Source organism: Ruegeria sp. AF5 (assembly GCF_056541905.1).
Genome location: NZ_JBQFYZ010000002.1, coordinates 493,708 through 505,538 on the forward strand (window position 1 = coordinate 493,708; position 11,831 = coordinate 505,538).

11 protein-coding genes are annotated in these 11,831 nt (G+C 56.0%); 5 read left to right on the forward strand and 6 right to left on the reverse strand.

Annotated features, from left to right (window positions below):
* The first annotated feature begins 132 nt into the window (after positions 1-132).
* The gene (locus ACR0DS_RS05945) at positions 133-567 is read left to right on the forward strand and encodes an ion channel (protein ID WP_209596371.1); all 435 of its coding nucleotides are present in this window, start codon (positions 133-135) and stop codon (positions 565-567) included.
* Here ACR0DS_RS05945 and cls read toward each other — a convergent pair.
* The 3 genes from cls to ACR0DS_RS05960 form a co-directional block, all read right to left on the reverse strand.
* Entirely contained in the window at positions 564-1,976 is a 1,413-nt protein-coding gene (gene cls, locus ACR0DS_RS05950; protein WP_480557902.1) for a cardiolipin synthase, read from the reverse strand. The two genes, ACR0DS_RS05945 and cls, sit on opposite strands and share 4 nt — an antisense overlap.
* A 24-nt stretch (positions 1,977-2,000) precedes the next feature.
* Complete coding sequence (locus ACR0DS_RS05955; protein ID WP_480557900.1) at positions 2,001-2,972, reverse strand: HAD family hydrolase; 972 nt, start codon at positions 2,970-2,972, stop codon at positions 2,001-2,003.
* Positions 2,973-3,066: 94 nt separating this feature from the next.
* Positions 3,067-4,686 carry an arylsulfatase gene (locus tag ACR0DS_RS05960; RefSeq protein ID WP_480557898.1) on the reverse strand — a complete coding sequence of 540 codons (1,620 nt, stop codon included), beginning with the start codon at positions 4,684-4,686 and terminating at the stop codon, positions 3,067-3,069.
* Positions 4,687-4,892: 206 nt separating this feature from the next.
* Here ACR0DS_RS05960 and ACR0DS_RS05965 point away from each other — a divergent pair, with 206 nt between their 5' ends.
* The gene (locus tag ACR0DS_RS05965; RefSeq protein WP_480480825.1) at positions 4,893-5,561 is read left to right on the forward strand and encodes a Crp/Fnr family transcriptional regulator; all 669 of its coding nucleotides are present in this window, start codon (positions 4,893-4,895) and stop codon (positions 5,559-5,561) included.
* Between the two features lie 99 nt (positions 5,562-5,660).
* On the opposite strand, the gene ACR0DS_RS05970 is transcribed toward ACR0DS_RS05965, so the two are convergent.
* Positions 5,661-6,749 carry an AI-2E family transporter gene (locus ACR0DS_RS05970; RefSeq protein ID WP_480557896.1) on the reverse strand — a complete coding sequence of 363 codons (1,089 nt, stop codon included), beginning with the start codon at positions 6,747-6,749 and terminating at the stop codon, positions 5,661-5,663.
* A gap of 171 nt (positions 6,750-6,920) precedes the next feature.
* Between ACR0DS_RS05970 and ACR0DS_RS05975 the strand changes: the two genes are divergently transcribed.
* From ACR0DS_RS05975 to ACR0DS_RS05985, 3 genes are all read left to right on the forward strand, one after another.
* The gene (locus ACR0DS_RS05975) at positions 6,921-7,787 is read left to right on the forward strand and encodes a YihY/virulence factor BrkB family protein (protein WP_480557894.1); all 867 of its coding nucleotides are present in this window, start codon (positions 6,921-6,923) and stop codon (positions 7,785-7,787) included.
* The gene (locus ACR0DS_RS05980; RefSeq protein ID WP_480557892.1) at positions 7,784-9,685 is read left to right on the forward strand and encodes a tetratricopeptide repeat protein; all 1,902 of its coding nucleotides are present in this window, start codon (positions 7,784-7,786) and stop codon (positions 9,683-9,685) included. The genes ACR0DS_RS05975 and ACR0DS_RS05980 overlap by 4 nt, the downstream gene beginning before the upstream one ends.
* A gap of 87 nt (positions 9,686-9,772) precedes the next feature.
* Positions 9,773-9,964, forward strand: coding sequence for a hypothetical protein (locus ACR0DS_RS05985; protein ID WP_480557890.1), 192 nt, complete (start codon positions 9,773-9,775; stop codon positions 9,962-9,964).
* 2 nt (positions 9,965-9,966) lie between these two features.
* Here the strand turns inward: ACR0DS_RS05985 and ACR0DS_RS05990 are convergent, their stop codons facing one another.
* Together ACR0DS_RS05990 and ACR0DS_RS05995 are read right to left on the reverse strand one after the other, a co-directional pair.
* Positions 9,967-10,683 (reverse strand): RlmE family RNA methyltransferase, encoded by a 717-nt coding sequence (locus ACR0DS_RS05990; protein WP_480557888.1) that lies wholly within the window; start codon positions 10,681-10,683, stop codon positions 9,967-9,969.
* Positions 10,683-11,795, reverse strand: a complete 1,113-nt coding sequence (locus ACR0DS_RS05995) for a Ppx/GppA phosphatase family protein (RefSeq protein WP_267365936.1) — start codon at positions 11,793-11,795, stop codon at positions 10,683-10,685. The genes ACR0DS_RS05990 and ACR0DS_RS05995 overlap by 1 nt, the downstream gene beginning before the upstream one ends.
* Positions 11,796-11,831: the final 36 nt, after the last annotated feature.

The following is an 11,831-nucleotide window of genomic DNA, read 5'->3' on the forward strand; positions in this document are numbered from 1 at the left end:
AACTGTCCAGTGCAGACCTTACTCCGGTTCCTTTCGCCGCAGGCTACCTTATCCGGTGGCGGGGTTGTGCCTTGCGTTTTGAAAGGTCATTGTGCCTTGACAGTTCTTGGCCGAAAATCAGGGTGTAAATACATGACGTTGCTGCATCAGATCGTTTGGGGCAGTACCTTTCTGGGTATCTGTATCCTGATCGAGATTCTCTTTCTGACCTGGTGCACGATGTCCATAATCAAGATGGACAAAAAATGGGTCACACGCGGGGTGTTTGTGGCAACCGCGGGGCCAATTGCCGTTGCCTTGGGCTTCATTATCGCAACGCACACCATTCAGGTCTGGATCTGGGCTATCGTCTGGGTATTGCTGAATGTTTTGCCGGACTGGAATTCGGCCATTTATTTCTCGTTGGTGACGTTTACGACGCTCGGATACGGCGACATCGTTTTGGGTGAAGGGCTGCGCATTTTCGGCTCGTTTGCCTCGGTCACCGGGCTGTTGGCGTTTGGATTGTCGACCGCGTACTTGGTCGCACTGATGACACGCGTCTTTCAGGAGAGGTTCTTTTCCTAAAGGATCGGAGCAAACAACCGCGCCAGCGGCGCACCAAAGCGGATGTGGGCCGGTTGTTGACTCAACCTGCGGGTCAATTCGTAACTGGTTTCGAAATCTTCTTGCAGCATCTGGTCGACGGCCTGCGCGGCCCGGGCATCAAAGAACAGCGCCATGGCTTCGAAGTTCAGGCGGAAGGATCGGTTGTCGAGGTTTGTTGTTCCCACAGCGGCCAGCGTCTCGTCGACAACGAACGCCTTTTGATGCATGAACCCACCAGTATAGCGGAACACGCGCACGCCGCAGTCGCGGATTTCATCGAAATAGGCAAACGCGGCCAGCCAGGGCAGGCGATGGTCGATCATGTCAGGAACAAGGATGCGCACATCCACACCGCGCATCGCGGCATGTTGCAGGGCTGTCATGACATCGATGTCGGGTACGAAGTAAGGCGACGCAATCCACAACCGTTCTTTTGCCTCGGCGATTGCCGCAAAGAACATCATGGCGCCAGTTTCGGTTTCGTCTCCGGGCCCGGTCGCAACCAGCAGGGCATTCATGTTCTGTTCGGATTCACTGCCCGCCCAGTCAAGTTCATCAATCAGGTCTTCGTTATGTGCCCAATGCCAGTCTTCGGTGAAGATAAGCTGCAATTGCCGGACGACATGACCGGACATCATGATGTGAGTGTCGCGCCAGTGGCCGAAATGCGGATGCTTGCCCAGATATTCCTCGCCAACATTGTGGCCACCGATAAAGCCTGTCTCGCCATCGATAATGACGGTTTTGCGGTGGTTTCGGTAATTCAGCTGAAACCGAAAATTCGGGCCGCGTTGTTGACGAGGGTCGGCGACATCAATCCCGGCTTCACGCATGGTATCCAGATACGCGCGCGGCAAACCATAACTGCCGACTGCATCGGTCATGAAACGGACGTGAACCCCACGCTTCGTCGCCTCGATCAGCTTGGATTGCAGTTTGCGGCCCAGTTCGTCGTCTCTGATGATGTAGAACTGAATGAGGATATAGTTCTTCGCCTTGTCGATGGCGTCGAAAATGGCGTCGAATGTGGCGTGCCCGTCAACCAGCAGCCGGGCACCGTTTCCGCTGGACACAGGAAGATGCGCCAGAAACTCGAACGGGCGCGGATTGATCGACATAGACGAGGGATCGGGCCTTGAGTAATCGGCAAAGGTTTTGATCCCTTCAACGACTCGCTCACTTTTCTGGCGCGCGATGCGATATCCGTGAAAGCGATGGTGTCCCAGAAAAAGATACAACGGCACCGCCAGGAAAGGTGCTGATACCAGAAAGACCACCCACCCAACTGCACCTTGCGGTGTTCGCGCGGTTTGTGCTGCTCGGATCGAAAACACAAATGCAGCCACGTACAACGTGAATACAAAGATAGATACCAGCGCTGTCCACATGGGGTCTTACATCTTTCGGGCCGTTCAGTTTGCCCCAGTGTAGATGCGTGACCAGTCTTGCGCCATATCGACAATGATCCATCCCTTGTCAGAACCCTGATCCAGCCCGTCTGCCAGCTTTCCTATCGGGCTTTCGCGGTCATAGGCCCATTCGCGTTCCGCGTCCGTGTGGTGGATCAGAATTCCCAGACGCGGGCCATCACCCGACGTTGTCCAATCCAGCATAGCGAAATCTCCGTCCGAGTTGCCTGCGGCCAGAATCGGGCGTCTGCCAATCGTACGTTCGATGTTGATCGGCTTGCCTTCCTTGTCGTCAATGAAGGCTAACCCCGGTGCCTTGATGATCGTCGGGTTGCCGTCGATCACCTTATAGGTGCTGTCTGCATAACTCCCCAATATCTGTTCCGGTGGGATACCATACGCATCCTCGGCAAAGGCGCGCATGAAATGAATGCCGCCGCCGGATACGATGTAGGTCTTGAAACCCTCATCACGCAAGTAACGCAGCAACTCGACCATCGGCTGATAGGTCATCTGGTCATAGGGCAGGCCGGTGCCCGGGTGGCGTTCGGTTTCCAGCCATTGCGCAACACCTGCCTGAAAGTCATCGACGCTGGTGCCCGAATGCGAGGCGTTGACAACTTCGATAAGTGCCTCATGCCCGCCTTCAAGAACGGCCGCAAGATCACCCTTTGCAGCAGCTTCCAGTGCAGGCGTTGTCAGGATCGACGGGTCCTGATCGGCCAGATCGGCCAGTCGGTCCATGGCAAAAACAAACTGGAAATACACAGGCTGTTCGGCCCAAAGCGTTCCGTCATTGTCGAATACGGCGATCCGATCATCCGGCGTCACGTAATGAGCTGAGGCAGGGTCAGTTACTTCGTCAACAAACGAAACGATTTTCTCTTTGGATTCTAGATTGTTCCAAGAGGGCAAGGGGTCAGCAATGGCGACCGTCGCTCCTAGCACACTGCACAATATCAAAAACAGACGCACGGATTATTCCTCAATTTTCAACTGCCAATGAGAAGCGCCGGGGCCCCGGTATCGGGACTCCGGCTTTGCTGTGTCTTGGATCAATCAGCCAGGTTCACGGTGCGCCCGGAGGAGACGTCAACTTCTCCATCACCTTGTCGAGGCTGAAGCTCGCCGCTTCCTGTCGGGGTGGGTATTCCTTGAAGGTTTCAAGGAACTGCGCGACATAGGCCTGCGCAGGTACCAGCATGTAGGCACGGTCGAGCATCCAGTCATAGTAGGTATTCGATGTGCGATAGCCACGCTCGTATGGGTCGCGTCGCAAGTTGGCGATCAATGGCACACGCAGAGGGGTCAGAGGCTCCATCCAGGCGCGCAAGGTCGCCCATGCCTTCTGTTCCAGGAAGGTGATTTTCCAATCACCGAAGCGCAGTGCCGCAAGGTCACCATCGTCCGTGAAATAGAAGATTTCCCTGCGCGGGCTCTCGTCTGTTTCGCCGGTCAGCAACGGCAGGATGTTGTAACCATCCAGGTGCACGCGGTAGTCACGCCCGCCGCCAACTTCGGTCACGGTGACACCTTCCAGAAGATCTTCTTTCACGGTTTCGTTGCCAGCCGCCGCCAGGAATGTCGGCAACCAATCCATATGGTGCACGATCTCGTTCGACACAGCGCCTTCGGCAATTTTGCCGGGCCACCGAACCATGGCAGGTACGCGCCATGCACCTTCCCATTGGGTGTTTTTCTCACCCCAGAACGGGGTCATCGCGGCATCTGGCCACGTATTCATGTGCGGACCATTGTCAGTCGAGTAAAACACGATGGTTTTGTCGGCAATGCCCAGCTCGTCCAGCGCAGTCAGGAAGTCACCGATATGCATATCGTGTTCGATCATGCCAGCCGTATACTCATCTACCTGCTTGCCGACGATTTCATTTGCTTTTGTCCATTTCTCTTCGGAAACATGCGTGCGGAAATGCATCCGGGTACCTGACCACCAGACGAACCACGGTGTGCCGCTTTCCTCTTGTTTGCGGATGAATTCAATCGCAGCCGCCGCGGTTTCATCGTCGACCGTTTCCATGCGCTTCTTGGTCAGCGGGCCGGTATCCTCGATCTCACCACCCGCTGTCGACTTGATTACACCGCGCGGGCCAAAAGCTTGTCGGAAGGTTCTGCCATCGGGCAGAACAGCATCATTGGGATAGTCGATGTTTTCCGGCTCTTCCTCGGCGTTGAGATGGTAGAGGTTGCCAAAAAATTCGTCAAAACCGTGGTTTGTCGGCAGATGTTCATCCCGGTCGCCCAGGTGGTTTTTTCCGAACTGACCCGTGGCGTAGCCTTCCGCTTTCAGAAGGCCCGCAATGGTCGGGTCTTCGATCTGCATGCCTTCCTCAGCGCCGGGCAGGCCAACTTTGGACAGGCCCGTACGGAAAACGGATTGCCCCATGATGAAAGATGATCGCCCGGCCGTGCACGACTGTTCACCGTAGTAATCCGTGAACATCATGCCTTCTTCGGCGATGCGGTCGATATTGGGTGTCTGATACCCCATCAGACCCCGCGTGTAGGCCGAGATGTTGGACTGACCAACATCGTCGCCCCAGATCACAAGGATATTCGGTTTCTGGTTCTGCGCCCAGGCGGGTATGGCCAGTGTCAACGTGGCGGTTACCACGGCAAGTCGGCGCAAGTTACTGCGCCAGGTGCCGGATAGCGAACGTGGAGGTAACATGGTTTGCTCCTGATCTGAGAGGATCTTGGCGACCCCAAAGGAAATGAATCACCCGGCGTTCAAATGCATGAACAACGCGGCAGCAAAGTGTTGATTCCCATATTGAAAATCTTTGGTAGCAGGAATCGAACACCATTAGCATAGGTTACTTCTTGCGTCGGAAACTCATCATATGATTATATCGCAAAGTACAAATGTGAGACAAAATGAATAATCTGAAGCTATTACGAAACACCGGATGGTTCAGTGAACGCTCGTCAGAGTTTCAGGCCGATTTGGCAGCCCTTGGCATACCGAAATCGGTAGAGGCGGGAGAGACGCTGTACCACTACGGTGATCCGGCAAATGGAATCTACGCGATTCTCAGCGGTGGTGTGCAGATAACGGCCCCAGCGGACGATGGTCAGGAGTTCGTTTTGCACCGCGATGGCGCTGGGTTCTGGATCGGCGATCTTGCGTTGTTTGCTGGTGCACTGCGTCTGGTCAGTGTTGTCACGACGCAAGCCACTCAAGCCTTGTTTTTCCCTAACCTGAGCATCTCGCGGTTGATTCAGAACAATCCTGACTACATCCGGGATTTCTATGCGTTGACGCATGAGAATATGCGGACCGCTTTGCGCATCATGGCAAATCTGGCCGTGACGGGAACGGAAAAGCGGCTGGTTTTGCGGTTGCTTCACTTGGACGAAGGAACCTCGAAAACCGAGGGCTGGATTGATGTTTCCCAAGACGATCTGGCGGCGATGATTGCTGTATCGCAGCCGACTTTGCACAGGAACCTTCACCGGCTTGTGGATTTGGGGTTAATCGAACTGGGGTATGGCCGGGTTCGACTGCTGGATCGGGGCGCATTGATAGCCAGTTGTCAGACCTGAGGTTTCGGGTAGCGACACCGGCATGCGGTCCAATATACGCGGACAGGCTGGCCGCTGCGTACGGCACCCGACGAACTTAAGCCTACGCCACGCCGTGGTTCAGTTTTTCGCACGCGCCTGACTGTCCTCCTCGCCCAATTGACCGTCCAGAGACATCAGGATTGCAACCGGGCGCAAAGCGGGGATGTGGCTGAACACGATCAGGATGCAGACCGTCAGTGGCACGCTTAGGAAAGCGCCGATCAGGCCCCAGACAGTTGTCCAAAAGGTCAATGCCAGAATAACTAGGAATGTCGACATGTTCAGCGAACGTCCCAGCATGGCCGGATCAAGGAAGTTACCGATCAGGAATTGAAGGGTGCCGCACCCAAACAAGATAATCAGAAACGGTACGATCGTATCAAACTGAACAAGCGCGATCATGGCTGGGAAAAACACCGCTATGATCGACCCGATCGAGGGTATGAAGTTCAGAGCAAAGGTCAAAACGGCCCAGGTTTCCGCATATTCCAAACCAAGAACCCTGAATACAAAATAACTGATGCCCGCTGTGATCAGGCTGATCAGCGTCTTTACCCCAACATATCGTTGCAGGCTGATCGATATGGCATCAAGCATGGTCGCAAAATCTGCGCCGGTTTGGGGGTCGCCAGCCGCAAGTTGAATTTTCTTGCGAAAGGCCAGACGCTCGGCCATCAGAAACGCGACATAGAGGCTGATCAGAAAGAACTGGTTTAGCAGGGACGTAGCGCTGCCCAGCAACAGGCGTGCGACATAGGTCATGTCGATGCTGACCAGATTGTCGCGGATGAAAGTGGTGACATCGTTGCCGACAAGACCGGTTATGCGCTCAACCGCCCCGTCGAACTGGTTTTCGTACGTGCTGACGGACCGAGCAAACTGCGTTGCCTGACTGCCCAGCACGTACATGATCATGAACAATCCCACCAGAACCACGGTCACTCCGGCGATATTGGCCAACCAGACCGGAGCACGGGTCAGCGCGGTAACGCGGTCGCTCAGCGCAATGATCAGAACATTGACCAGCAGCGCCATGGCAAGTGGGATCAGGAAGTTCGCCCCGGCATAAAGCCCCAACACTATCAGCGTCGCGATAATGCAGGTGTCGCGGACAACAGACAGTTTTAGCTTGGGGCGAGCCGTGAAATCTTCCTGATCCGGGATCATTCAGTATCCTGTTTATCTGTTCTTACGCAGGCTGGTGATCGCCCCGCTTTATCCAATCCTGCACCTGCAATCCGTTTTTAGCAATGCAGTCAGCCGTTTGCAGATCGGCATTTGTCACTTTGATACCGATGACGGGTTCTGTGTTTTATTTCTGCAGGTTAGGGTTGCAGGATGACAAAGCCCACGATTCCCCCGTTTGGCCGCCCGCTTCAGGCACTGTGGCTGGCACTTCGCCGGTTCGTCAGGAAAAACGGACCTGTCATGAGCAGCCACGTCGCCATGTCGCTGATGATGGCCCTGTTTCCCTTTGTGTTGTTCACCGTGGCGCTGGCCGGGGCATTGTCGCAGGACTATGTCACTGATGAGTTGATTGATCTGCTGTTCGGGGCGTGGCCCAAGGATGTTGCGGACCCGATCGTGGCCGAATTGCGTGCGGTTCTGGCTGGGGCGGGGTCGGGCGTAATTACGCTGGGTGGCCTGCTTGCGATCTACTTTGCCTCCAACGGGGTTGCCGCAGTACGCGCAGCGATGAATCAGGCCTATCACGATCAGGACAGTTGGCCTTTTTGGAAAACCCGGCTTTTGTGTCTGGTCCTGGTTATCCTTGGCGGTTCGGCAATCCTTGTTATTGCAACGGTCGAGGTGGTTCTGCCGGTCTACACGAAACTGGTGGCAGAGCATACCGAAGCTCAGGTTGCGGACTGGCTGTCCGTAGATCGCCTGCGCTGGACGTTTACTGTGGCCATCCCGGCCGGCACCGTCCTGCTGGCACATCTAATTCTGCCAACCCGAAGGCACAGCCTGACCCAAATCCTGCCTGGTGTCATTTTGACATTGGTTTTGTGGGCAGCCGGTGGATGGGCGTTTTCGGTCTATATCAGCCAGTTTGCCACCTACAGTGCCACATATGCCGGTTTGGCCGGGGCAATGGCCGCGCTGATCTTCCTGTATCTGTGCTCTGCAATGCTGATCCTTGGCGCCGAATACAATGGCGCGTTGATCGACCTGCGAAACGCTGGCGAAGGAGATGTGGAATGAGATTTGCCATTCTGGCGGCTTGCTTGATCTTCGCAAGTGAAGGGCTGGCGCAGTCACCGGAGTATGTCGGCTCGGATCAATGTTCGGACTGCCATCAGCACGAGGCTGAGGCCTGGGCTTCGTCTCATCATGCCTTGGCCTGGACGGAAGTCGGCGACGGTCATCTGGACGCCGATTTCGATGGAACCCGGTTCGTACAGAACGGGATGACAGTTGAATTTGAAAGACAGACAGACAGGTTCACAGCTCGTGTAACGGAAAAAGACGGTGCGACGACGGCATATGATGTGCATTCCGTTGTCGGGATCACGCCTCTGCAGCAATATCTGTTTGAAACCGAACCGGGGCGGTTGCAAAGTTTTGATGTGGTTTGGGATACCGAGCAGAAGCGCTGGTATCACTTATACCCCGATCAGGATCTGCCGCCAGAAGACGGGCTGCACTGGACGGGCCCTTACAAGAACTGGAACGCGCGCTGCGCCGAATGTCACGCCACAGGGTTTGAAAAGAACTACGTCGCGCAATCCAGAACATACTCTTCCCAACAGGCCGAGATTGGTGTTGGCTGCGAAGCCTGCCATGGACCGGGTTCGGCACATATCGATTGGACCAAAGGGCAGGGCGTTGCCGAGGGGCTGAGTGATAGAGGCTTCTCGATGAGCTGGGGCAAGGGCCAGACCGAGACCGAGATCCAGCAATGCGCAGGGTGTCATTCGCGGCGCGAGGCGCATGGCAACGGAAACCCTTTGCCGGGAACCCCGTATCATGATGCCTATAACCTGGCTGTGTTGCGGTCCGGTTCGTATCATCCGGACGGGCAGATACTGGATGAGGTCTACGTTTACGGCTCATTCCTGCAATCTAAAATGTATGCCCGAGGGGTCGGATGCATGAACTGCCACGAGGCACATAGCGCGCAGTTGAAGACCGAAGGCAACGGTATTTGCACGCAATGTCATTCCACGGCCGGAAACCCAGATTTCCCGACGCTAGCGAAAAGGGAATACGATACACCCAATCACCATCATCACGTCATGGATAGCGCGGGGGCCCAGTGTAAAAGCTGCCACATGATCGAACGCACATATATGGGTGTGGACGGTCGCCGGGATCACAGCTTTCGCGTGCCGCGACCGGATCTGGGATTAGGGGCTGATGCCTGCACTGATTGCCACCAGAATAAGGATCAGGCCTGGGCTGCCAGCCGGATCAAAGGGTGGTTTCCTGACACAGCCAATCGAGGGGCGCATTTTGGTACGGTATTCAAAGCTGCTGCCGATGGTCAGTTGAATACGCCAGAGGGTTTGATTGCTGTCGCAATGAATCCCTCGCAACCCGCTATCGTGCGCGCAACAGCGGCGTATTTGCTGCAACCCTTCAGCTCGCCCGAGGTTGCCGCGCATACAGCGCCACTGTTGCAGGAAGACGATCCGCTGATACGCGCAAATGCAGCAGCCTTGCAGCGTCAGGCGAGCCCAACGGATCGTGCCCAAAGGTTAGAGCCCCTTTTGTCTGATCCTTTTCGCAACGTTCGCATAGCCGCCGCCAAGGAATTTCTGAGTATCCCTCCTCAAGCTCTGACACCTCAGCAACAGGGTCTGGCCGGGCAGGGGATGGCCGAGTGGCAGGCGGCGATCTCGAACAGGCTGGATGCCCCTGAAACGCATCTGGTTCTAGGGGGCATGGCGTTGACGCTGCGCAACGCCCCGGCCGCCGAACGGGCCTTTCGCGAGGTTGTAGCGCTGGACCCTCAACGCGCCGAAGCGTGGCCCATGGTGGTACAGCTGGCACAGATCAATCGCGGCCCGGAAGCCGCACGTATCGCCTTACGCGAAGCCTTGATCAGGTTGCCCGATGACCCGGCCTTGCTGCAATTGTTGCAACAACTGGGCCCCTGATCCGGCACAGGCTTGCCCGATTTGTTCCATCTTCACGGCAAGATTTTACGCTAACAGCATTTCAGAACTGTTGTTTTGAGGTGATGCATGTCCACTGAGTCAACAAGACAGAAAGCAACCGGGCCGAACCCTGCTACGCTGGCGCAGCGCATTGAAGAGCTGCGCAATCGCGAGCCTGTATATGTTTCGCACGGGGATACTCTGATGTTGCAGGGTATGGCGGCCACGTCGTTGCGTGAACAACGTCTGACCGGAAACCGTATCCGTTTGAAAGATTAAGTTCAGCCGCGAAACCCGGTTGCTATAACGAATTTCTCGGAGCTGTCCGAACGGGATGCGGGCGGTTTCACATGCGCCACTTTCTGAAATTTCTGCTTCAGAAGTTTTTGCAAATCGCCCTCGGCGCCGCCAGCAAGAACCTTGGCTACAAATGTGCCACCTTCTTCCAGCACGTCAAAGGCGAAATGGGCCGCAGTTTCACACAGCGCGATGATCCGCAGATGGTCGGTCTGCTTGTGACCCGAGGACGCCGCGGCCATATCCGACATTACCACATCCGCCTTGCCACCCAGCCAGTCTTTGACCTTCTGGTCGGCGTTATCCTCCATGAAGTCCAGAACATGGGTATCGGCACCCGCAACCGGTTCCACTTCCTGCAAGTCGATGCCCAGCACCGTTCCGATCCGTTTCCCCGATTTTTCACCAAGCGCGTTTACCCGTTTGACTGCAACCTGGCACCAGCCACCGGGTGCGCATCCCAGATCAACAACCCGTGCTCCGGGTACGAGAAAGCGGAACTTGTCGTCAAGTTCCATGATCTTATACGCGGCCCGCCCACGGTATCCTTCGGTCTGGGCGCGCTTGACATACGGGTCGTTCAATTGCCGTTCGAGCCAGCGGGTCGAACTCAGCTTGCGACCACGAGCGGTTTTTACCTTTACCTTCAGGTCACGTTGCCCGCGCCCCGAGTTGTTTTTGCCAGTTGGTGTCTTCGCCATCAGAACGGTCCGTCTTCCAGTACCCCGTCCGCGCTCATCTGTGCATAAAGCAGGCCCTCGCGCAGCCCCCGATCTGCCACGGAAAGGCGATCAGTGGGCCAACAGCGCAACAATGCCTGCAAAATGGCCGAGCCGGACATGATCAGGGCCTGCCGGTCTTCACCAATCCGAGGATCCCGGCGGCGCCCATGAGGGCCGAGTTCTAAATACCCGCGTATCACTTTGTCAATCTGGTCACTGGTCATACGCAGCCCGTCAACTTTGGTCCGGTCATACCGCTTGAGCCCCAGATGCGATGCCGCAACCGTAGTGACAGTTCCGCTGGTGCCGACGATCTGAAAACCTTCACGGGTTTGTTCATCTTTGTAAGGTGCGAAATCGGCCAGGTTTTCTTCGAAAAACCAGCTCATTAACGCAAACCGCGCGGCGTCGTTTTCGACGTCATTGAACTGATCCCGCAACGTGGCAACACCCAGCGGCACGCTGATCCAGTCCACGACTTTTGCAGCCGGAAAAGGGCTGTCGACCGTGTGAAATCCGTTATGCAAACGCATGATCGCAGCCGGGCGGTCACGGCGAGGGACAGACGAAATGTCGATCCAGACCAGCTCGGTCGAACCGCCGCCAATATCGACAACCAACAGCTGTTCGGTCTTGGTGGACACCAGCGGGGCGCAGGAAATCACCGCCAAACGGGCTTCTTCTTCGGGTTGGATGATTTCAAGCGTCAGCCCGGTTTCGCGTTTGACCTGTCGGATGAATTCGCGGGAATTCTTGGCGCGGCGGCAGGCCTCGGTTGCGATCAGACGCATCCGTTTCACTTTGTTCCGTTTCAGCTTTTGCTGACAGATTCGCAGCGCTTGAACGGTGCGTGCCATCGACGCCCGCGACAGACGTCCGGTGCGTTCCAGACCCGCGCCCAGCTGCACGGACTTGGAGAAGCTGTCAACCACATGAAACCCGCTGCCCTTGGGCTGGGCTATCAACATGCGGCAACTATTTGTTCCCAAATCCAGAGCCGCATACAGGGCATCCGGATCGGGTCTTGCCGGCGCGGGGCTTTCGACCGCTTGCGGGAACGCGCCCGCACCTTTGGGACGCTTGGGCGCCATCGTAACGCCCTCCGATTTTCGAGTTGATTTGACCCT

Coding starts and splice junctions, on each gene's coding strand:
- ACR0DS_RS05945 (WP_209596371.1), top strand. CDS start 133: ATGACGTTGCTGCATCAGATCGTTTGGGGCAGTACCTTTCTGGGTATC.
- cls (WP_480557902.1), bottom strand. CDS start 1,976: ATGTGGACAGCGCTGGTATCTATCTTTGTATTCACGTTGTACGTGGCT.
- ACR0DS_RS05960 (WP_480557898.1), bottom strand. CDS start 4,686: ATGTTACCTCCACGTTCGCTATCCGGCACCTGGCGCAGTAACTTGCGC.
- ACR0DS_RS05965 (WP_480480825.1), top strand. CDS start 4,893: ATGAATAATCTGAAGCTATTACGAAACACCGGATGGTTCAGTGAACGC.
- ACR0DS_RS05970 (WP_480557896.1), bottom strand. CDS start 6,749: ATGATCCCGGATCAGGAAGATTTCACGGCTCGCCCCAAGCTAAAACTG.
- ACR0DS_RS05975 (WP_480557894.1), top strand. CDS start 6,921: ATGACAAAGCCCACGATTCCCCCGTTTGGCCGCCCGCTTCAGGCACTG.
- ACR0DS_RS05980 (WP_480557892.1), top strand. CDS start 7,784: ATGAGATTTGCCATTCTGGCGGCTTGCTTGATCTTCGCAAGTGAAGGG.
- ACR0DS_RS05985 (WP_480557890.1), top strand. CDS start 9,773: ATGTCCACTGAGTCAACAAGACAGAAAGCAACCGGGCCGAACCCTGCT.
- ACR0DS_RS05990 (WP_480557888.1), bottom strand. CDS start 10,683: ATGGCGAAGACACCAACTGGCAAAAACAACTCGGGGCGCGGGCAACGT.
- ACR0DS_RS05995 (WP_267365936.1), bottom strand. CDS start 11,795: ATGGCGCCCAAGCGTCCCAAAGGTGCGGGCGCGTTCCCGCAAGCGGTC.